Source organism: Streptomyces sp. NPDC017979 (assembly GCF_044328175.1).
GTDB lineage: Bacteria > Actinomycetota > Actinomycetes > Streptomycetales > Streptomycetaceae > Streptomyces.
The window spans coordinates 287,296-308,719 of sequence record NZ_JBIRGU010000003.1; the positions used below are offsets into that span (position 1 = coordinate 287,296).

The following is a 21,424-nucleotide window of genomic DNA, read 5'->3' on the forward strand; positions in this document are numbered from 1 at the left end:
GATTTGGCAGACTGACCGAATCTGCACCACGCACAGGAGCGCCACGGTGACCACGCGACACGGCACGCAGCACCCTCAACCCCGGCACGCCCACTCCCACGCTCACCCCCATCCCCACCCCAACCGGCACGCCAGCCTCCTCGACCCGCTCGCGCCGCTGCGCGCGCCGGACGACCCGTACTACGACGTGTACCTGACGGGGACGGTGTTCCTCGACATCATCCTCACCGGCCTGGACTGCGCGCCGGTGCGCGGCACGGAGTCCTGGGCCCGCGGCATGGGCTCCAGCCCCGGCGGCGTCGCCAACATGGCCACCGCGCTCGCCCGGCTCGGCCTGCGCACCTCGCTCGCCGCGGCCTTCGGCGACGACCACTACGGCGACTACTGCTGGGACGCCCTGGAGCAGGGCGAGGGCATCGACCTGAGCCTGTCGCGCACCGTGCCCGGCTGGCACTCGCCGGTGACCGTGTCCATGGCGTACGAGGGCGAGCGGACCATGGTCTCCCACGGCCACGAGGCCCCGCCGCCGGAGCCCGCCCCCGACCGCCCGCCGCGCAGTCGCGCCGCGGTGGCCTCGCTGGAGCCCGACGGCTCGCCGTGGATCGCCGAGGCGGCGGCCGGCGGCACCAGGATCTTCGCGGACGTCGGCTGGGACGAGACCGGCCGCTGGGACCCCGCACGGCTGGCGGACCTGGCGCACTGCGAGGCGTTCCTGCCGAACGCGGAGGAGGCCATGCGCTTCACCCGCACCGAGTGCCCGCGGGCCGCCGCGCGGGCGCTCACCGCGTACGTGCCGACCGCGGTCGTCACCCTCGGCTCGGAGGGGGCGTACGCGGTGGACGCGGGCACCGGCGAGGCCGCGGAGGTCCCCGCGATCGCGGTGGAGGCGCTGGACCCCACCGGCGCGGGGGACGTCTTCGTCGCCGGCTTCGTCACCGGCACCCTCGCCGGTTGGCCGCTCGCCGACCGGCTGGCCTTCGCCGGGCTGACCGCGGCGCTCTCCGTGCAGGAGTTCGGCGGCTCGCTCTCGGCGCCGGGCTGGTGCGAGGTCGCGGCGTGGTGGCAGTACGCGCGGGATGCGCGGGACCAGGACCCCGCGGCGCTGCGGCGGTACGCCTTCCTCGACGACCTGCTCCCCACCCCCGCGACCCCCCGCCCCCTGCGCCGCGCGGTCCCCACGATCGGCTTCCGCCACGCCTGACGCTCCGCTGGGGCGGCTTGGACCTGCCCGCCGTTGTGGTTGCGGCGCGTTGGTCTCCGCGACCCGGTGGTGGGCTTGCCGCGCAGTTCCCCGCGCCCCTGAAAACCCATGCCCTGCGGGCATGAGCGCCCCAGCGCCCGCAGGGCGCAATAGGGGCGCGGGGAACTGCGCGACGAGCCACAGATCAGCCGCAGAGCACAACGCGCCCGCAGGGCTACGGCGAGTAGGCCCGCACCCCGCCCCGCACCGCACTCCGCGGGAAAAGGCTTCCGCTGTTGCGGCCGGGGGGACGTACGCTGGGGTACCAGAGGTTGTCGAGTGGCGAGAACCCCGCACGAGGAGGTCAGGCAGGCCCGTCGGGCCGGACCATGACTCAGACATCCACAGCACAGACCTCGGCGCCAGGTCAGGCGCGAGCCTTCTTCACCGTCCCGCCCAAGCACCCCATGGTGACGGTCCTCGGCTCGGGTGACGCACTGCTGCGCGTGATCGAGGCGGCCTTCCCGGCGGCCGATATCCACGTCCGGGGCAATGAGATCAGCGCGGTCGGAGACGCGGCGGAAGTCGCCCTGATACAGCGACTGTTCGACCAGATGATGCTCGTGCTCCGCACGGGACAGCCGATGACGGAGGACGCCGTGGAACGCTCGATCGCCATGCTCAGGGCGGAGGCGAACGGCGACGGAGACGGCGCCGAGACCCCCGCCGAGGTGCTCACCCAGAACATCCTCTCCAGCCGCGGTCGCACCATCCGCCCCAAGACCCTCAACCAGAAGCGCTACGTCGACGCCATCGACAAGCACACGATCGTGTTCGGCATCGGCCCCGCCGGCACCGGCAAGACGTACCTCGCCATGGCGAAGGCGGTCCAGGCGCTCCAGTCCAAGCAGGTCACCCGGATCATCCTGACCCGGCCCGCCGTGGAGGCGGGGGAGCGGCTCGGCTTCCTGCCCGGCACGCTCTACGAGAAGATCGACCCGTATCTGCGCCCGCTGTACGACGCGCTGCACGACATGCTCGACCCCGACTCCATCCCGCGCCTGATGGCCGCGGGCACGATCGAGGTCGCGCCGCTGGCGTACATGCGTGGCCGTACGCTCAACGACGCGTTCATCATCCTCGACGAGGCGCAGAACACGAGCCCCGAGCAGATGAAGATGTTCCTGACGAGGCTCGGCTTCGACTCGAAGATCGTCATCACCGGCGACGTGACCCAGGTCGACCTGCCGAACGGCACCAAGAGCGGCCTGCGCCAGGTCCAGGACATCCTGGACGGCGTCGAGGACGTCCACTTCTCCCGGCTCACCTCGCACGACGTGGTCCGGCACCGGCTCGTCGGACGTATCGTCGACGCGTACGAGAAGTACGACGGCCGCAACGGTGCGCAGGCCGGCGGTGCCCAGCACGGCCAGCAGGCCGCGCACCAGCACCACCACCAGCACTCCGGCCGCAACGCCCAGGGGAAGTAGAGCACCACCACACCATGTCGATCGACGTCAACAACGAGTCCGGAATCGAGATCGACGAGCAGGCGGTGCTCGACGTGGCCCGCTACGCGCTCGCCCGGATGCGCATCCACCCGCTCTCCGAGCTCTCGGTGATCGTCGTGGACGCCGAAGCCATGGAGCAGTTGCACATCCAGTGGATGGACCTGCCCGGCCCGACGGATGTCATGTCCTTCCCGATGGACGAGCTGCGCCCGCCGGTCAAGGACGACGAGGAGCCCCCGCAGGGGCTCCTCGGTGACATCGTGCTCTGCCCCGAGGTCGCCCGCCAGCAGGGCGAGCAGGCGCCCACCGGGCACTCCATGGACGAGGAGCTCCAGCTCCTCACCGTCCACGGAGTGCTCCACCTGCTGGGGTACGACCACGAGGAGCCGGACGAGAAGGCGGAGATGTTCGGGCTCCAGGCCGCCATCGTCGACGGCTGGCGGGCCGAGCGGGGGCTGACCGGCCCGTCCCCCGCGCCGACCGTGTCATGAGCGGCTTCCTGATCGCCGGGGCCGTCCTGCTGGTCGTCGTCGCCTGGCTGGCGGCGTGCGCCGAGGCCGCCCTCGCCCGGGTCTCCAGCTTCCGTGCGGACCAGGCGGTGCGCTCGGGCCGGCGCGGTGCGGCGAAGCTCGCGCAGGTCACCGCGGACCCCACCCGCTATCTGAACGTCGCCCTGCTGGTGCGGGTGGCCTGCGAGATGGCCGCCGGCGTGCTCGTCACCTACGTCTGCCTCCGGTCGTTCCCGGAGACCTGGGAGGCGCTGACCGTCGCCATCGCGGTGATGGTCCTCGTCTCGTACGTCGCCGTCGGCGTCTCCCCGCGGACCATCGGCCGCCAGCACCCGCTGAACACCGCGACCGCCGCCGCCTACGTACTGCTCCCGCTGGCCCGGATCATGGGTCCGATCCCGCAGTTGCTGATCCTGATCGGCAACGCCCTCACCCCCGGCAAGGGCTTCCGCAAGGGCCCCTTCGCCAGTGAGGCGGAGCTGCGGGCGCTGGTCGACCTCGCCGAGCAGGAGTCGCTGATCGAGGACGAGGAGCGCCGCATGGTGCACTCCGTCTTCCAACTGGGCGACACCCTGGTGCGCGAGGTGATGGTGCCGCGCACCGACCTGGTCTGCATCGAGCGGTACAAGACCGTCCGTCAGGCGCTCACCCTCGCGCTGCGCTCCGGCTTCTCCCGGATCCCCGTCACCGGGGAGAACGAGGACGACGTCGTCGGCGTCGTGTACCTGAAGGACCTGGTGCGCAAGACCCATGTGAACCGCGACGCCGAAGGCGACCTGGTCGCCACCGCGATGCGGCCTGCGGTCTTCGTCCCCGACACCAAGAACGCCGGCGACCTGCTCCGCGAGATGCAGCAGAAGCGGAACCACGTCGCCGTCGTCATCGACGAGTACGGCGGCACCGCCGGCATCGTCACGATCGAGGACATCCTGGAGGAGATCGTCGGCGAGATCACCGACGAGTACGACCGCGAGCTGCCGCCCGTCGAGGACCTCGGCGGCGGACGCTTCCGGGTCACCGCCCGCCTGGACATCGGCGACCTGGGCGAGCTGTACGGCGTGGGCGCGTTGGACGACGAGGACGTGGAGACCGTCGGCGGGCTGCTCGCCAAGTCGCTGGGCCGGGTCCCGATCGCGGGCGCGACCGCGCTGGTCGACCTGCCCGACGGCCGGTCGCTGCGGCTCACCGCGGAGTCCCCGGCCGGCCGCCGCAACAAGATCGTCACGGTGCTGACGGAGCCGGTCAAGGACCGTCCCGAGGCCGAGGTGGCGGTCGGATGACCACGCCCCGCCCGCTGACCGCGGCCCGGCTCCGGGCGTTCTGCCTGGAGTTCAACGACGCCGTCGAGACCTTCCCCTTCGGCCCGGAGAACTCGGTCTTCAAGGTCGCGGGGAAGATGTTCGCGCTCTGCGCGCTGGACGGCCGGCCGCTGACGGTCAATCTGAAGTGCGAGCCGGAGAACGCGGTGCGGCTGCGCGCCGAGTACCCCGCGATCACCCCCGGCTACCACATGAACAAGCGCCACTGGAACACGGTCGCCGTCGCCGACCTGCCCGCACGCCTGGTCAAGGAGCTGATCGAGGACTCGTACGACCTGGTGGTGGCCAAGCTCCCCAGGGCGGAACGACTCCGCCTGGACCGGCCCTGACCTGCCGCGTCCCGCCGGGTGGCCCGACCAGGAGGCGCCGGCGGGACGCGATCTATGCTTCGGGCATGACCCTTAGCAGCGAATCCCAGGGTGCCGACGGGGCGGATCTCGGCGCCGAGGACCGCAAGATCATCACGTTGGCGCGCAGCGCCCGGGCCCGCAACGCGGTGCCCGAGGGCGCCGCGGTGCGCGACGAGACCGGACGGACCTACGTCGCCGGGACGGTGGCGCTCGACTCGCTGAAGCTGAGCGCGCTCCAGACGGCCGTCGCGATGGCGGTGGCGAGCGGGGCGACGTCGCTGGAGGCCGCGGCGGTGGTCTCGGAGTCCGCCGCCGTCTCGGAGCAGGACCGGGCGGCCGTACGGGACGCGGGCGGGCCCGCCACCCCGGTGCTGCTGGCCGGCCCGGACGGACGGCTCAGGGCCAGCGTCACGGCCGGCTGAACCCCCGCCCCGTACCTCGCGCCCACCCCCGTACGCCCTCGCGAATCGACCCGTCCCGCCGGTCCCGCCGTGGATTCCCAGAAGGATCACGGCCGTCCGTCTTGCCTTCGTCGGCCGGTTGCGCATCAATGAACAGCAGCTCGAACCGACGGATCGTCAGATTCACCCGCTCCACCCCCTGACGGCCCGGTCCGGGACCCCGATCCGCGGTCCCGAGCCGAGTCCGGCCGTCCCTTCGTCCGTGCGGCGTGCGCACCCCGCCCGCGGAGTTCGCCGACGATCCACGCACACCCTTGTGACGCGGCCCGCGACCCGGCGCGTCCGTGCGCGATGACGTCCACGTGTCACCACGCGCGGTCCGCCGCGTGCGGCGGGCTGCCCCGACCATCCCTGGCAAGGGAAAGGGGAATCCATGCGAGGCAGCAGACTGGGCATCGGCGCCGCAGTGGCGGCGGGGGTGCTCGCCGTCACGTCCCTGGCGTTCGCGCCGGGCGCCGGGGCGGTCACGCCGACCGAGGCGACCGCCGACTACGACTGCGGCATGTGGGGCGGCGGCCAGGCGAGGCTGACCGCCACCCAGAACGGCACCGCGGCCACCATCACCCTGCGCTCGGCGGTGAAGACGCCGGTGGCGGTGGGCGCCGACACCATCAACGCGACGCTCACGCTGGCGAAGGCGGGCGGCGGCACCCGGCAGTTCACCGGGCAGAAGAACCCGGCGCTGGCGGCCGGCTCGTCCGTGGAGATCGGCCCGTTGAAGGCGACGGTCGCGCTCGGCGAGAGCCTCAACTCGTACTTCGCCGGGCCCGCCCTGACGATGACGATCTTCGGGTTCCCGGTGAGCTGTGACGCCGTGAGCTCGCAGTCGCCGGGGCCGTTCGTGTTCTGACCGTCCCTCCTGTCGTACGGAGCCGGGGTCGGCGTCGCCGTGCGCGGCGCCGGCCCCTCCGGCACCGTTCCACCGGGGCCGCACGCACCGATCTTGACAGCAACTGATGGGTCATCAGTTGGCGGATTTCGCTTCCCTTGACTTCTTTTGAGCACCCCTGGTCAATGGCCGTCCGCTTTCCTCCGAAGGGGGCACACCACATGGCCTCAGCCACCCGCAACGCCGGGCGAAGACCAGCGGCCCGCCGTCGCGCGGCCGGGCGTCGGCGGTGGACCGCCGCGCTCGGCGGCCTCGCGCTCCTCGCCGGCGCGGCCGCCCTGGCCGCTCCCGCACGCGCGACGCCCGCCGCGTCCGCACCGGTCGACTTCGCGACCCGCTGCGTACCGCCGCCGATCGCCGGCATCCCGCCCATCAACGGCACCACGACCGCCGAGATCACCGTCGACAACGCCGCGCCCAAGGTCGGCGACGCGGTCACGGTCACCTACCGGGTCACCAAACCGGCCGCCAGCAACCCGGTCGACCTCGCGCTCCCGGCCGACATCATGACCCCCACCGGCAAGGTCACCATCGGCGGCGCCCAGACCGGCGCCCTCACCGTCGCCGGCCCGAAGAAGAACCCGCCGGTGCCCGGCAAGGGGGAGTTCCCGCCGTTCGCCATGACCGGCACGTTCACGGTCACCGCGGCCGGCTCGATCACCCTCTCGCCCGGCGACTACAACATCCACACCAGCTACATCATGGAGCTGGACACCCCCTGCGCGGTCAGCAGCCCGCCGGCGCCCGTCTCCAGCACGATCGTGGCGAGCGAGCGGCCCGGCGCCAACGAGCGCGCGATCTCGCTGGGCACGGCGTCCGGCAAGCCCGGCGAACGCGTCACCGTCACCGGTACCGCGTTCACCCCGCTCGCCGACGTCACCGTCGCCGGCCGGGCCGGCGGGGCCGAGACCGCCGACAAGATGACCGTCAGGACCGACGCGGCCGGCGGCTTCACCGCCCGGCTGAAGGTGAACTCCAAGGGGACCAGCGGAGTCGTCGCGTACGAAGGCAGCTCCTGGTCCGCCGACAAGGGCGCGGGGCCGGCCGCGTACACCGTCGTCGACGACACCCCCGTGCCGGGCAACAGCCAGCAGCTCACCGCGTCCGTCGTCGCCGGCACCCTGTCCATGACGCAGGCCGGGGACGCCGTCCGACTCTCCGCGGTGAACTTCGGCGCCGGCGGAGCGGCCACCGGCGACCTCCAGAAGGTGACGGTCCGGGACTTCCGCGGCGGGCCCGCGGGCTGGTCCCTCACCGGGAAGGTCACCGACTTCACCGGCCCCGGCGGCCGGATCGAGGCGGGGAAGCTCGGCTGGACCCCCGCCTGCGCCACCGAGACGGGCAGCCCCAGCACCTGCGTGCCGGGCTCCGCGGGGACCGTGGGGAGCGCCGGTGCGACCCTCGCCTCCACGCCCAACGGCACCGTCACCGGCGGAGAGTTCGCGGTGGACGCGAAGGTCTCGCTCGACGTCCCGGCGTTCACCCCGCCCGGTGCGTACACCGGCGTCCTCACCCTCACCCTCACCTGACCGCACGGCGGGCCGGGCGCGCACCCGGTCGGCCCGCCCCGACCCCGGGGGTCCCGCACCCATGACGAGAGCCCGCCGAGCACGCGCACGGGCCGTCCTGCCGGCCCTGCTCGCCGCGCTGCTGGCCCCGACGGCGCCCGCCGCCCGGGCCGCCGAGAACGGCGAGTGGTCCGTCTACCCCGCCGCGTCCGAGCTGGGCAGCCGGCCGTACTTCTACCTCACCGCCGAACCGGGGGCCACCCTCACCGACCGGATCACCATCGGCAACAAGACCGCGACCCCCCTGACCTTCCGGCTGTACGCGGCCGACGCGTACAACACCGAACGCGACGGCGGCTTCGCCGTGCGCGCCCCGGACGAGCAGCAGCGCGGCATCGGCGCCTGGGCCAGGCCCGAGCGGGAGCGCGTCACCGTACCGCCGCGCTCCTCGGTCACCGTGGGCTACGCCCTCACCGTCCCCGAGGGCGCCGAGCCCGGGGACCACCCGGGCGCCCTGGTGGCGCTGGACGAGCGCGTCGGCCGGGTCGGCGGGGACGTCGCGCTCGGCGTGCAGCAGGCCGTCGGCGCCCGGGTGTACCTGCGGGTGAAGGGCCCCGCGGTGCCCGCGCTCTCCGTCGAGGACGTCACCCTCAGCCAGGACCGCCCGCTGCTGCCCGGCGCGGGCGAGAGCAGCGCCGTCATCTCGTACACCCTGCACAACCGGGGCAACGTGACCCTGAACCCGCAGGTCGCCCTGAAGGCCGAGGGGCTCTTCGGCCGCGATCTGCTGGCGCGGGAGCTGCGGAAGGTGCCGTCCGAGCTGCTGCCGCGGCAGAAGATCCGGCTCACCGAGCGCTGGCGCGGCTCCCCGCAGGCCGACTGGGGCGAGATCCGGCTCACCGCGACCGCGAAGGACGTCCGGGAGTCGGCCGCGGTCTCCTTCTTCGCCCTGCCGTGGCTCCTCGCCGCGGTCGTGGCGGCGCTGCTCGGGGGCGGCGGAGCGTGGGCCCGCGCCCGGCTGAAGGCCCGCGCACGGGCCCGGTGAGCACCCCTCGCGGCGCCGAGTGGGGCACGGCGGGCACGGGCGCGGCGGGCATCAGCGACAATGAACGGCATGAGCGTGCGTAACCAGCCCACCGAGTCCGCCCCCCACCGGTCGGGCTTCGCCTGTTTCGTCGGCCGACCCAACGCCGGCAAGTCCACCCTCACGAACGCTCTGGTCGGTCAGAAGGTGGCGATCACCTCGAACCGCCCGCAGACCACCCGGCACACCGTGCGCGGCATCGTGCACCGGCCCGAAGCCCAGCTAATCCTGGTCGACACCCCCGGCCTGCACAAGCCGCGCACCCTGCTCGGCGAGCGGCTGAACGACGTGGTGCGCACCACCTGGGCCGAGGTCGACGTGATCGGCTTCTGCATGCCGGCGAACGAGAAGGTGGGCCCCGGCGACCGCTACATCGCCCAGGAGCTGGCCGGGATCAAGAAGACCCCGAAGGTCGCCCTCGTCACCAAGACGGACCTGGTCGACTCCAAGCGCCTCGCCGAGCAGCTCCTCGCCGTCGACCAGCTCGGCCGGGAGCTGGGCATCGAGTGGGCCGAGATCATCCCGGTGTCCGCGACCGGCGGCCAGCAGGTCACGCTCGTCGCCGACCTGCTGGTCCCGCTGCTGCCCGAGGGCCCCCCGCTCTACCCGGAGGGCGACCTCACGGACGAGCCCGAGCAGGTCATGGTCGCCGAGCTGATCCGCGAGGCGGCGCTGGAGGGCGTACGGGACGAGCTGCCGCACTCGATCGCGGTCGTCGTCGAGGAGATGCTGCCGCGGGAGGGCCGCCCGGCGGACAAGCCGCTGCTGGACATCCACGCCAACGTCTACATCGAGCGCCCCAGCCAGAAGGGCATCATCATCGGCCCCAAGGGCAGCCGGCTGAAGGAGGTCGGCAGCAAGTCCCGCAAGCACATCGAGGCGCTGCTCGGCACGCCGGTCTTCCTCGACCTGCACGTGAAGGTCGCGAAGGACTGGCAGCGGGACCCCAAGCAACTCCGCAAGCTCGGCTTCTGAGCGCCGACGGCGCTCCCTCGCGGCTTCGGCCGGAGCGGCGCTTTGCTCCGCGGGTGCGTTGGTCTCTGCGGCCTGGGACACCGGCGCCGTTCGCGCACGAGTGCGTTGGTCTCTGCGGACCGTGGTGGGCCTGTCGCGCAGTTCCCCGCGCCCCTGTATCGCTGCCCCCGTGCCGGCAGGGCACAGGGGGAGGAACTGCGCGACAGGCCCACCACCGGGCCGCGGGGAACGCCGCGGGGAACAACGCTCCCGCAGAGGCACCGCGGCTACGGTCGGACGCGCCGCGGAGAGGGACTAGGCGCCTTCCTTCAGTACGCGGGAGACCAGCTCGCGCTGGGCGTCCGTCAGACGGGGGTCCGCGGTGTGCAGCGTGCGGCCGTCGACGGTGATCTCGTACGCGAAGCCGTCCGGCACCCCGGCGCGCGGGGCGAGGGACGCGCCTGCGAGTGCCTCGTCGGCCAGCGCGCGCCAGGCGTCCCCGTCGGACCGGCCCGTGGTGTCCACCGTCGCGGACCGCTCGATGCCGGCGAATCCGCCGGTGCGCCGTACCTGGATGCGCATGGGCTCCGCTCCCGTGTGTTCGGCCGCCCCGGGCCCGCTACGCGGTGGGCACGCCCACCGTGGACCACGCCTTGAGCACGGCCTCCGTCTCGTCGCCCTCACCGTAGCGCGCGCGTGCCGCGGCCACCGTCTGCCGGGCGAAGTCGGTGAAGTCCGCGTCGCTCGAAAGCTCCCCGCCGGTCAGGGTGTCGAACCAGATCTGTCCCGCGCGCTCCCACGACTTGCCGCCGAGCCGGGTGGCCAGCAGGTAGAAGGCGTGGTTCGGGATGCCGGAGTTGATGTGGACGCCGCCGTTGTCCCGGCCGGTGCGCACGTAGTCGTCCATCGTCGCCGGCTGCGGGTCCTTGCCGAGGACGTCGTCGTCGTACGCGGTGCCCGGGGCCTTCATGCTGCGCAGGGCGACCCCGCTGACGTCGGGCGCCAGCAGCCCGGCGCCGATCAGCCAGTCCGCCTCCTCCGCGGTCTGCTCCAGGGTGTACTGCTTGACCAGCGAGCCGAAGACGTCCGACACGGACTCGTTGAGGGCGCCCGACTGGCTGAAGTAGTCGAGGTTCGCGGTGTACTGGGTGAGCCCGTGCGCCAGTTCGTGCGCGATGACGTCGACGGGGATGGAGAAGTCCAGGAAGATCTCGCCGTCGCCGTCGCCGAAGACCATCTGGGCGCCGTCCCAGAAGGCGTTGTTGTAGTCGCGGTCGTAGTGGACGCTCGCCTTCAGCGGCAGCCCGGCGTCGTCGAGGGAGCTGCGCCCGTAGGACTTCAGCAGCAGCTCGAAGGTGGCGCCGAGGCCCGCGTAGACGCGGTTGACGGTGGCGTCCTGGACCGGTGCGTCGCCCTCGCCGCGGACCTTCTTGCCCGGCAGGTCGGTGCGGTGCTCGCAGTCGTACACGGTGCGCTGCGGGGTGTCCCCGGGGCCGGGCGGTGCGGCCGCCGCGGTCAGGCCGCGCACGGTGGTGATCCGACGGCGGGTGCGCTGGAGCGCGTCCAGCTCCAGGGTGCGGTGGGCGCGCCGGGCGACCTCGCCCGCGGCGGAGCGCGCGATGCTGTCGAGCAGATGAGGGGGCACGACGGTGCAGAAGACGGTGTGGAATGCCATGTCTGGCAATGTGGCACCGCGTCACCGAACTGTCACTAGCTGCGACGGCCTTTAGTGAAATGGAGTGAAGCGTCCGCTTCCGCTGACGCCCCCGACGCCACTTGCACCCCCGCGGCCCAGGGTCGCCCCCCCTGCGGGAATGTTCGGCGGACATTCCAGGTTCCGCATACTGATACGGGCGGGTCCGACTCGCGGAGCGTCGGTTACGATGCCAGGCATCATGCGTTTCGGGCTGCTTCTTCTTAGCTGCCGCGGCGAGGGCCTGTAGTCGTAGGCCGACCCCCTCCCCGCGGGACCTGCTGCTGCTTCGAACCGTCGGCCGGTTGAGACCTTCCATCCATCCGGATTCCGAGGAGCCCGCGCAATGTCCGACACCACCGTTGGTCGTCCCACCCCGCTGACGAACGCGAGTCACACGCAGAAGCCGTCCGGGATGCCGATCCACAAGTACCGCCCCTTCGACGCGGTCGACATCGCCGACCGCACGTGGCCGGAGAACCGCATCACCGAGGCGCCCCGCTGGCTCTCCACCGACCTGCGCGACGGCAACCAGGCGCTGATCGACCCGATGTCCCCGGCGCGCAAGCGCGCGATGTTCGACCTGCTGGTCCGGATGGGCTACAAGGAGATCGAGGTCGGCTTCCCGTCGTCCGGCGATACCGACTTCGCGTTCGTGCGCTCCATCATCGAGGAGGGCGCGATCCCGGAGGACGTGACGATCTCCGTACTCACCCAGGCGCGCGAAGAGCTGATCGAGCGCACGGTCGAGTCGCTGAAGGGCGCGCACCGGGCCACCGTCCACCTGTACAACGCCACCGCGCCCACCTTCCGCCGGGTGGTGTTCCGCGGCTCCAAGGAGCAGGTCAAGCAGATCGCGGTGGACGGCACCCGGCTGGTGATGGAGTACGCCGAGAAGCTGCTGGGCCCCGAGACCGTCTTCGGCTACCAGTACAGCCCGGAGATCTTCACGGACACCGAACTGGACTTCGCCCTGGAGGTCTGCGAGGGCGTCATGGACGTCTGGCAGCCGGAGGACGGCCGGGAGATCATCCTGAACCTGCCGGCGACGGTCGAGCGGTCGACCCCGTCCACGCACGCGGACCGCTTCGAGTGGATGTCGCGCAATCTGTCCCGGCGCCAGTACGTGTGCCTGTCCACGCACCCGCACAACGACCGCGGCACGGCCGTGGCCGCCGCCGAACTGGCCGTGATGGCGGGCGCGGACCGGGTCGAGGGCTGTCTGTTCGGGCAGGGCGAGCGCACCGGCAACGTCGACCTGGTCACCCTGGGCATGAACCTGTTCTCGCAGGGCGTCGACCCGCAGATCGACTTCTCGCAGATCGACGAGGTCCGGCGCACCAGCGAGTACTGCAACCAGATGGAGGTCCACCCGCGCCACCCGTACGCGGGCGACCTGGTCTACACCGCCTTCTCCGGCTCCCACCAGGACGCCATCAAGAAGGGCTTCGACGCGCTGGAGGCGGACGCGGCGGCGGACGGCAAGACCGTCGACGACGTCGAGTGGAACGTGCCGTACCTGCCGATCGACCCCAAGGACGTGGGCCGCTCCTACGAGGCGGTCATCCGGGTCAACTCGCAGTCCGGCAAGGGCGGCATCGCGTACGTCCTGAAGAACGACCACAAGCTGGACCTGCCGCGCCGGATGCAGATCGAGTTCTCGAAGATCATCCAGGCGAAGACCGACGCCGAGGGCGGCGAGGTCACCCCGGGCGCGATCTGGGGCGTCTTCCGGGACGAGTACCTGCCCAACCCCGACAACGCCTGGGGCCGGATCCAGCTCCGTTCGGGCCAGTCCACCACCGACACCGACGGCGTGGACGCGCTGACCGTGGACGCGGTCGTCGACGGCGTCGAGACCCGGCTGGAGGGCGCGGGCAACGGTCCGATCTCCGCCTTCTTCGACGCCCTCCAGGCCATCGGGATCGACGTGCGGCTGCTGGACTACACCGAGCACACCATGAGCGAGGGCGCCTCCGCGCAAGCCGCTTCGTACATCGAGTGCGCCATCGACGGCAAGGTCCTGTGGGGGGTCGGGATCGACGCCAACACCACGCGGGCCTCGCTGAAGGCCGTCGTGTCGGCGGTCAACCGCGCCGCCCGCTGACCGCATTGGCCCGGCGTCCATCCGTGCGACGCCGGGCGTCCGCACCCCGTGCCCCGGGCCGTTCCCGTACGGATACGGCCCGGGGCACGGGCGTCGTGACGGTCGTCGGGAATCGGCCATGTGCCGTCCGGCTGGCTCCGAGGTGCTGACGGCCCCCCGTCCATGTGGCTAACATCACGCCAACGCGGCGGTGCCGCGGGGAGCATGGCGGAGGTGCTGAGTGCGGACTGGCCGAGGAGTATTTGGCCGGAAGGTAGTGGTCTGCGGCGTTCACACCTCGTGGCACACCGTCGCCGACGGGGAGTTCTTCTGCACGGCGTGCGGCGGCGACCGCAACTACCGCCGGCGCACCGGCCGTAGGCGCTTCACCCTGCTGGGCATCCCGCTGCTGCCGCGCGGCTCGGCCGGACCCGTCGTCGAATGTGCCGCCTGTCACGGCCACTTCGGCATGGACGCGCTCGACCACCCCACCACCGCGCGCTTCTCCGCGATGCTGCGCGACGCGGTGCACACCGTCGCCCTCGCCGTCCTCGTCGCCGGCGGCGTCTCGTCGCGCTCCGTACGGGAGACGGCCCTGGCCACCGTCCGGGCCGCCGGTCTGCACGACTGCACCGAGGACCAGCTCACCGCGCTGATCGAGGCGCTGGCCGCCGACACCGGTCGGTTCGTCACCGACGCCGGCCCCTACGGGGGCGCTGCCGCCGCCCTCGCCATCGAACTGCACGAGGCGCTGGAGCCGCTGGCGCCCCACCTCGCGCCGGCGGGGCGGGAGTCGATCCTGCTCCAGGGCGCCCGGATCGCGCTCGCCGACGGGCCCTACACCCCGGCGGAGCGGGAGGTGCTGACGACGGTGGGCACGGCGCTGCGGCTGCCGGCCGCCGACACCGTACGACTGCTGGACACCGCCCGCACCCACTCGCCCTGACCGCGGGCGCGTTCAGCCGTCGGCGTCCGATGACGCCGCTGCCGTCGGCGCCTCCTTCGCGTCGCCCGGCCTTCCGTCGGTCGGCGTGCGGCCCGGCATCAGCGTCGCGATGGCCACCGCGCCGAGCGTCATGAACCCGGCCGCCACCACCATCGCGAGCGCGAAGCCGTCCGTCGCCGCGTCCCCGCCGCCGTGCACCGGGTCGCCCTGGCTGGACGCCAGCGACACCAGTGCCGCGATGCCCACCGCGCCGCCGATCTGCTGCACGGAGCTCAGCAGCGCCGACCCTAGGCCCGCGTCCCGCTCCGTGGTGTCGGTGACGGCGGCGATCGCCAGCGCCGGGAAGCCCAGCCCCGAAGCGACGGAGACGACGATCACCCCGGGCAGCACCGCGGTGGCGTAGCCGTCGCCCTCCGACACCCGCGACAGCATCAGCATGCCGATCGCGCTCACGACGAACGACACCACCAGCGGCGGACGCACACCGAAGCGCGCGACGGTGCGCGCCGAGAGCCAGACGCCGGTCAACACGCCGCCCGCGTACGGCAGGTAGGCCATGCCCGCGCCCAGCGGGCTGTACCCCAGCACGTTCTGCAGGTGCAGCATGATCAGGAAGGTCAGGGCGAAGAAGGCCGCGGTGAACAGCAGGGACGTGCCGTACGCCACGGCCCGGACCCGTACCGCCAGGAACGCCAGCGGCACCAACGGCTCGGCGGTGCGCGCCTCCACGACGAGGAACGCCGCCCCCAGCACCAGCGCCAGCAGCAGGGACACCGCGGTCTGCGGGTCCCAGCCCGACTCCGCCGTCCGCAGCAGACCGTTGACCAGCGCCAGCAGGGCGCCCGTACCCAGCAGCGCGCCGGGAACGTCGATGCGGGGCCGGTGGGCCGGCCGGCCGCCGGGCAGCAGACGCGGCGCCAGCAGCAGCGCGCCCACCGCGATCGGCACGTTGATGAAGAAGGCCCACCGCCAGGACAGCAGGTCCGTGAGCACGCCGGAGACCACCAGGCCCGTCGTGCCGCCCAGGGCTGCGACCCCGCCCCAGACGCCCATGGCCTTCGCCCGCTCGCCCTCGCCCGGGTACATCAGCGTGATCATCGACATCGCGGCCGGGCTCGCCAGCGCGGCGCCGGTGCCCTGGAGGAACCGTCCCGTCACCAATTGCCAGGGCTCCTGCGCCAGTCCGCACGCCAGGCTCGCCGCCCCGAACAGGCTCACGCCGGCGACGAACACCGCGCGGCGGCCCAACAGGTCGGCGGCGCGCCCGCCGGGGAGCAACAGGGCGCCGAAGGTGAGGAAGTAGGCGTTCACCACCCAGGCGAGGCCGGCGGTGCCGAATCCGAGGTCGTCCCGGACGGTGGCGAGAGCGACGTTCACCACCGAGTCGTCGAGGACCAGCATGAAGTGGACGAAGGACAGCAGGACCAGCGCCGCGGTGCGGCGACTGCCCCGGATGACCTGCGTCGTCGTTGTGATTGCAGTCATACGACGACGCTATTCAGCAGGTCAGATGGCCGCGATATGCTACCGGGCCAGGCAATAGCGCATTGAGGACACGGTGGTGTGCGCCGGCGCGCGCCACGGGAGGTGACGAGCCGGGTGGCCATCCCCGAACCGTGCGACGCCCCCGTCGGCATAGGCGCCATCGTCGTCGGCAGCTTCCCGCTCACCTCGGGCGAGTGGTTCGAGGCGCACAGCCACTCCCAGCACCAACTCGCCTGGAGCAGCCGCGGGGTGATCTCGGTCGCCGTCGACGACACCTACTGGGTGCTGCCGCCCACCCGCGCCCTGTGGATACCGGCCGGCACCGTCCACCGGCCCGGTGCCACCCGTGAAGCGGTCCTCAGCTCCCTGTACTTCCGACCCGAACTCTGCACCGTCGACTGGTCCGAGCCCACCCCCGTCGCCGTGGACGGACTGCTCGCCCGGCTCATCGTCCACCTGGGGCGCACCGACCTCGCCGACGACGCCCGGCTGCGGGCCGAAGCGGTCGTACCGGACCTGCTGCACCCGCTGCCCGCCGCGCCCATCGACGTGCCGAGCCCGTGCGACGAGCGGGTGCGGGCCGTGGCGGACGCCCTCCTCGCCGACCCCGCCGACCCCCGCACCCTCGACGCCCACGCCCGCGCGGTCGGCGTCAGCCGGCGGACCCTCACCCGGCTCTTCGTCCACGACACCGGCATGCACTTCGACCACTGGCGCACCCACGCGCGGCTGCGCGCCGCCCTCCCGCTGCTCGCCGAGGGACAGCCGGTGTCCCGGGTCGCGCACGCCGTCGGCTACGCCACCGCCAGCGCCTTCCTCGCCGCGTTCCGCCGCACCGTGGGCACCTCGCCCGGCCGCTACCTCAGCGGTACCGCGGACTAGGTCGTGTCTTCAGAGTCCCGTCTGCCTGGCGGGGTCTGGCACGCACGCTCTCCCCCGTAGCCCTTCGGGCACGGAGGCACCCCCAGCGTTGTCGTCATTCGCCAATGCACCGCATTGACTCCCTCCTCCGCCTGGAGGTCCCCCCGTGCCCTCTGGGCACAGGGGGAGATCGCACGCACCAGACCCCGCCAGGCCCGCCCCAAGGGCGGACGACGCCACTTTGAAGACACTCCCGAGCCGCTGGCCGTACTCCCCGGGGAGTAACCGGCCGGGCGGACCCACCGCCGCAGTACGCCCCATCTCGCCCCACCGTCCGACGAATCCACCGCGCAACGGCGGGAGTCTGGTGGCCTCGGACGGGCGAGGCACCGTCCGGTCACGAAGGGGGAAACGACCCATGGGTTCGACCACACCTGCTCCCGTCGAGCAGCCGCCGCCGACGCCCGCGACCAACGGGCCGGGCGCAGCGGGCCGGCGACGGCGGACCCTGCCGTGGGCCCTCCTCGCGCTGTGGGTCGCCGTCGTCGCCGTCGCGCTGCCCTTCGCGGGCAAGCTCGAAGAGGTCCAGCGGGACAACGTCGTCGACTACCTGCCGGCCAGCGCCGACTCCACCCAGGTGGCGAAGGTCGAGCAGAGCCTGCCCGGCGGCGCGACGACCGAGGTCGTCCTCGTCTACACCCGGGACGGCGGCCTCACCGAGGCCGACCGCGGCGCCGTCGAAGGCCAGGTGGCGGCGATCGCCGCCGAACACCGGTTGACCGTGCCGCCCCAGTCCGTGCCGTCGACGGACGGCGGCACGCTGATGGTGCCGCTGGTCACCACCGAGCCCGGCAACGACGAGGAGAAGCAGGCCGAGTTCGTCGCCGACATCCGCGACGCCGTATCGGGCGGCGACGGGCTGCGGGCGGAGGTCGGCGGCCCCGCCGCGCTCCAGGCCGACATGGAGGAGGTCTTCTCCACCATCGACGGCACCCTGACCTTCGCCACCGTGGCCGTGGTGACCGTGCTGCTGATCATCACCTACCGCAGCCCCTTCCTGTGGCTCGTGCCGCTGCTCACGGTCGGCGTCGCCGCCCTGCTGACCCGGGCCGCCGTCTACGGCCTCGTGGAGGGCTTCGGCCTCACCGTCACCAGCCAGAGCGCCGGCGTGATGACGGTCCTCGTCTTCGGCGCCGGCACCGACTACGCCCTGCTGCTGGTCGCCCGCTACCGCGAGGAGCTGCGCCGCCATCCGCTGCCGTACGACGCGATGGTGGCCGCGCTGCGCGGCTGCGGGCCCGCCGTCCTCGCCTCCAGCGGGACGGTCGCGGCCGGACTGCTCTGTCTGCTCGCGGCCGACCTCAACAGCGTCAGCGGGCTCGGCCCGGTCGGCGCGATCGGCGTCGTGGGCGCCCTCGCCGCGATGATGACGCTGCTGCCGGCGCTCCTCGTCCTGCTGGGGCGCCGGGTCTTCTGGCCGCTGGTCCCGGCGTACGGGGCCGCGGCGCCGAACCGCACCTCGCTCTTCGCCCGGATGGGCGGCTCCGCCGGCCGCCGGCCGCTCGCGGTGCTCGTCACCGGCGTCACCCTGCTCGGCGCGCTCGCGCTCGGTGCGTTCAACCTGCCGGGCGGGTTGAAGACGGAGGACGGGTTCACCGACCGGCCCGAGTCCGTGTCGGCGATGGAACGGCTCGCCGACGCCTACCCGGAGCGCAGCGCCCAGCCCATCAGCGTGATCGCGCCCACCGGCCGCGCGGACGAACTGCGGGCCGAGGCCGCGGCCGTGGAAGGGGTCGCCGGAGTGGAGCGCGGTCGCAGCGCCGACGGTTGGACCGAACTCGCCGTCTTCGCCGAGGACCCGCCCGAGTCGGCGGGGGAGACCGCGACGATCGAGGAGTTGCGGGACGCACTTTCGGGGGCGTACGTCGGCGGGCCCAGCGCCCAGGCGCTCGACCTGGCGGACACCAACGCCCGGGACCGTGCGATCGTCATCCCGCTCGTCCTCGGCGCGGTCCTGCTGATCCTGATCGCCCTGCTGCGGTCCGTGGTCGCCGCCGCCCTGCTCACCGCCGCGGTCGTCGCCGTGTGGGGCGCGGCCTGGGGCCTGGGCGGGCTCGTCTTCGAACCGCTCTTCGGCTTCGAGGGCGTCGATCCGACCATGCCGCTGCTGTCCTTCGTCTTCCTCGTCGCCCTCGGAGTCGACTACGGCATCTTCCTGATGCACCGGATGCGGGAGGAGGCGCTCGCCGGGAAGGAGCCGGCCGACGCGGCGCTGACCGCGCTGCGCACCACGGGCGGCGTGATCGCCTCCGCGGGCGTGGTCCTCGCCGCGACCTTCGCGGTGCTGATGAACCTGCCGCTGGTGGCGCTGGTCGAGATGGGCTTCCTGGTCGCCGTCGGCGTCCTGTTGGACACCTTCCTGGTGCGGACGTACCTGGTGACCTCCGCCAGCCTGCTGCTGGGGCGGGCCGTTTGGTGGCCGGGGAAGCTGTCCAAGCCGGTGACCGTGCGCGAACGGCCCGTGGTGGAGCGGGAGTCCGTCGGCACCTGACCGCCGGAGCGATCCGGGCGGACGAGTGCGCCCCCGCCCTCCCCACCACCCGACCCGTGACCCAGGATGGAGCGATGCAACCGAAGCCGTCGAAGGACGCCGCACGGGGTGGGGGCCGGCTCGGGGGCGTGCTCACCGCGGTGAGCCGGGATCCGCTGTCCACCCCGCACCGGACCCGCAACGACGCCCTCATCACCGCCGTCATCGCGGTGGCCGCCGTTGCGGCGGCCTTCCTCGCCGGCGAGGAGCGCCGCCCCGACGCCCTCGGCTGGACGCTGCTGGCCGGCGCGATCCTGCCGCTGGTGTGGCGGCGCTCCCACCCGTACGCCGTGCTCGTCGTCTGCGTGCTGTGCGTGGCGCCGTACCACGCGCTCGACAACGCGCACGGCGCCCCGATGGCCGGGTCGGTGCTCGCGGTCTACACCTTCGCCTCGCTCGTCCGCCCGCTGCACGCCGTCGTCGTCGGGGGCGCCGTCGTCGGCCTCACCTTGACGACCATGTTCACCGTCGGCGCCCACGAGGGCCTGGAGTCGCTGCGGACCTCAGGCTGGATCATCGTCTTCCTCGTCGTCGGCATGGACGTGCGGATCTACCGGCAGTACGTCGCCTCCATGGTCGCCCGCGCCGAACACGCCGAGCGCACCCGGGAGGAGGAGGCCGCCCGGCGCGTCGCCGAGGAGCGCATCCGCATCGCCCGCGACCTGCACGACCTCCTCGCCCACTCGATCACCCTCATCGGCGTGCAGACCTCCGTCGCCTCCCACGTGCTGACCGTCGACCCCGACCGGCTCGACCGCGCGGCCATCGCCAAGGCGCTCGACGACATCGCCGACACCTGCCGCGCCGCCCGCGGCGAACTGCGCACCACGCTCACGGTGTTGCGCACCGACACCACCGGCGCCCCCAGCGGCCCGCTGCCGGAACTCGCCTCGCTGCCCGAACTCACGGCCGCGTCCGGCGCCCGGCTGACCCTGCGCCCGGGCGGGGAACGCCTCCCGCCGGCCGCCGAGGTGGCCGCGTACCGCATCGTCCAGGAGTCGCTGACGAACGCCGTGCGCCACGGGGGTGCGGGCGTGGGCATAGAGGTCTCGGTCGAACGTCGCGGCGAGGCCCTGCACGTCGCGGTGAGCGACGACGGCGCCGGCGAGCCGCTGCCCGCCGCCGCCCCCGGCCAGCCGCCCGGCTTCGGCATCGTCGGCATGCGCGAGCGGGCCCGCAGCGTCGGCGGCACCCTGCTGGCGCGCCCCCGCCCCGACGGCGGCTTCGAGGTCCTCGCCGTCCTGCCCCTGAGACAACCGGAGCCCGCCGCATGAGACCCGCCCCCGCAGACCCGGCTGCCACGGCCGCCCCGATACGCGTCCTCCTCGCCGACGACCAGCACCTCGTCCGCGCCTCCTTCGCGCTGCTCGTCTCCTCCGCCCCCGACATGGAGGTCGTCGCGCAGGCCGGCAACGGCGCGGAGGCCGTCGAACTCGCCCGCAGCGAGCGCGCCGACGTCGCCGTCATGGACATCCGGATGCCGCACCTCGACGGCATCGAGGCCACCCGGCGGATCGCCGCCGACGACGACCTCGCGGGCGTCCGGGTCCTCGTCCTGACCACGTACGACACCGACGAGTACGTGGTCGAAGCGCTGCGCGCCGGCGCCTCCGGCTTCCTCGTCAAGGACACCCGTCCCGCCGACCTGCTGGCCGCGATCCGCACGGTCGCCGCGGGCGAAGCGCTGCTCTCGCCGGGCCCCACGTCCCGGCTCATCGCCCGCGTGCTGGCCGCGCCGAGCCCGCCCGTACCGAACGCCGGCGCCGGACCCGACCACCTCACCGACCGCGAGCGCCAGGTCCTCGCCCTGGTCGCCCGCGGACTGAACAACGCCGAGGTCGCCGATGCGCTCGCCCTCTCACCGCTCACCGCGAAGACCCACGTCAGCCGGATCATGGGCAAGCTGGGCGCCCGCGACCGGGCACAGCTCGTGATCGTGGCGTACGAGTCGGGCCTGGTCGTTCCCGGGGAGGGGTAGCCCGGCCCGGCCGGCGGCCC

General features: G+C 73.0%; 19 protein-coding genes. 16 read left to right on the forward strand and 3 right to left on the reverse strand.

Going from position 1 to position 21,424, the window contains the following annotated elements; genetic code table 11:
• Window positions 1–157 precede the first annotated feature (157 nt).
• From ACH4E8_RS10830 to era, 10 genes are all read left to right on the forward strand, one after another.
• Window positions 158–1,201 (forward strand): carbohydrate kinase family protein, encoded by a 1,044-nt coding sequence (locus tag ACH4E8_RS10830; RefSeq protein ID WP_398447275.1) that lies wholly within the window; start codon window positions 158–160, stop codon window positions 1,199–1,201.
• Window positions 1,202–1,569: 368 nt separating this feature from the next.
• On the forward strand, window positions 1,570–2,670 hold the full coding sequence (locus tag ACH4E8_RS10835) for a PhoH family protein (RefSeq protein WP_398446531.1): 1,101 nt from the start codon (window positions 1,570–1,572) through the stop codon (window positions 2,668–2,670).
• A 14-nt stretch (window positions 2,671–2,684) separates the two neighbouring features.
• On the forward strand, window positions 2,685–3,182 hold the full coding sequence (gene ybeY, locus ACH4E8_RS10840) for an rRNA maturation RNase YbeY (RefSeq protein ID WP_361965577.1): 498 nt from the start codon (window positions 2,685–2,687) through the stop codon (window positions 3,180–3,182).
• Window positions 3,179–4,480, forward strand: coding sequence for a hemolysin family protein (locus ACH4E8_RS10845; protein WP_398446533.1), 1,302 nt, complete (start codon window positions 3,179–3,181; stop codon window positions 4,478–4,480). Before ybeY ends, ACH4E8_RS10845 begins: the two co-directional genes overlap by 4 nt.
• A gap of 14 nt (window positions 4,481–4,494) precedes the next feature.
• The gene (locus ACH4E8_RS10850) at window positions 4,495–4,848 is read left to right on the forward strand and encodes an MmcQ/YjbR family DNA-binding protein (RefSeq protein WP_398447276.1); all 354 of its coding nucleotides are present in this window, start codon (window positions 4,495–4,497) and stop codon (window positions 4,846–4,848) included.
• A 65-nt stretch (window positions 4,849–4,913) separates the two neighbouring features.
• The gene (locus tag ACH4E8_RS10855; RefSeq protein WP_398446535.1) at window positions 4,914–5,291 is read left to right on the forward strand and encodes a cytidine deaminase; all 378 of its coding nucleotides are present in this window, start codon (window positions 4,914–4,916) and stop codon (window positions 5,289–5,291) included.
• A 412-nt stretch (window positions 5,292–5,703) separates the two neighbouring features.
• Window positions 5,704–6,180 (forward strand): hypothetical protein, encoded by a 477-nt coding sequence (locus ACH4E8_RS10860; RefSeq protein WP_398446537.1) that lies wholly within the window; start codon window positions 5,704–5,706, stop codon window positions 6,178–6,180.
• Between the two features lie 200 nt (window positions 6,181–6,380).
• Window positions 6,381–7,748, forward strand: a complete 1,368-nt coding sequence (locus tag ACH4E8_RS10865) for a beta-xylosidase (RefSeq protein WP_398446539.1) — start codon at window positions 6,381–6,383, stop codon at window positions 7,746–7,748.
• Between the two features lie 61 nt (window positions 7,749–7,809).
• Complete coding sequence (locus ACH4E8_RS10870) at window positions 7,810–8,772, forward strand: WxL protein peptidoglycan domain-containing protein (protein ID WP_398446541.1); 963 nt, start codon at window positions 7,810–7,812, stop codon at window positions 8,770–8,772.
• 60 nt (window positions 8,773–8,832) lie between these two features.
• Window positions 8,833–9,786, forward strand: coding sequence for a GTPase Era (gene era / locus ACH4E8_RS10875; protein WP_398446543.1), 954 nt, complete (start codon window positions 8,833–8,835; stop codon window positions 9,784–9,786).
• 294 nt (window positions 9,787–10,080) lie between these two features.
• On the opposite strand, the gene ACH4E8_RS10880 is transcribed toward era, so the two are convergent.
• Both ACH4E8_RS10880 and ACH4E8_RS10885 read right to left on the reverse strand, forming a co-directional pair.
• A complete protein-coding gene (locus ACH4E8_RS10880; protein WP_398446545.1) occupies window positions 10,081–10,347 on the reverse strand; it encodes a protealysin inhibitor emfourin in 267 nt (88 codons plus the stop codon).
• Between the two features lie 37 nt (window positions 10,348–10,384).
• The gene (locus ACH4E8_RS10885; protein WP_398446547.1) at window positions 10,385–11,440 is read right to left on the reverse strand and encodes a M4 family metallopeptidase; all 1,056 of its coding nucleotides are present in this window, start codon (window positions 11,438–11,440) and stop codon (window positions 10,385–10,387) included.
• A gap of 364 nt (window positions 11,441–11,804) precedes the next feature.
• Here ACH4E8_RS10885 and leuA point away from each other — a divergent pair, with 364 nt between their 5' ends.
• A complete protein-coding gene (gene leuA, locus ACH4E8_RS10890) occupies window positions 11,805–13,565 on the forward strand; it encodes a 2-isopropylmalate synthase (protein ID WP_398446549.1) in 1,761 nt (586 codons plus the stop codon).
• Between the two features lie 220 nt (window positions 13,566–13,785).
• Window positions 13,786–14,490 (forward strand): TerB family tellurite resistance protein, encoded by a 705-nt coding sequence (locus ACH4E8_RS10895; RefSeq protein ID WP_398446552.1) that lies wholly within the window; start codon window positions 13,786–13,788, stop codon window positions 14,488–14,490.
• 12 nt (window positions 14,491–14,502) lie between these two features.
• On the opposite strand, the gene ACH4E8_RS10900 is transcribed toward ACH4E8_RS10895, so the two are convergent.
• Window positions 14,503–15,975, reverse strand: coding sequence for an MFS transporter (locus ACH4E8_RS10900; RefSeq protein ID WP_398446554.1), 1,473 nt, complete (start codon window positions 15,973–15,975; stop codon window positions 14,503–14,505).
• A 114-nt stretch (window positions 15,976–16,089) separates the two neighbouring features.
• Between ACH4E8_RS10900 and ACH4E8_RS10905 the strand changes: the two genes are divergently transcribed.
• The 4 genes from ACH4E8_RS10905 (at window position 16,090) to ACH4E8_RS10920 (ending at window position 21,404) form a co-directional block, all read left to right on the forward strand.
• Window positions 16,090–16,857: an AraC family transcriptional regulator gene (locus ACH4E8_RS10905; RefSeq protein WP_398446557.1), complete on the forward strand. Its 768-nt coding sequence runs from the start codon at window positions 16,090–16,092 to the stop codon at window positions 16,855–16,857.
• Between the two features lie 397 nt (window positions 16,858–17,254).
• Entirely contained in the window at window positions 17,255–19,387 is a 2,133-nt protein-coding gene (locus tag ACH4E8_RS10910; RefSeq protein ID WP_398446559.1) for an MMPL family transporter, read from the forward strand.
• A gap of 74 nt (window positions 19,388–19,461) precedes the next feature.
• Window positions 19,462–20,700 (forward strand): sensor histidine kinase, encoded by a 1,239-nt coding sequence (locus ACH4E8_RS10915; protein ID WP_398446561.1) that lies wholly within the window; start codon window positions 19,462–19,464, stop codon window positions 20,698–20,700.
• Window positions 20,697–21,404, forward strand: a complete 708-nt coding sequence (locus ACH4E8_RS10920; protein WP_398446563.1) for a response regulator — start codon at window positions 20,697–20,699, stop codon at window positions 21,402–21,404. The genes ACH4E8_RS10915 and ACH4E8_RS10920 overlap by 4 nt, the downstream gene beginning before the upstream one ends.
• Window positions 21,405–21,424 lie beyond the last annotated feature (20 nt).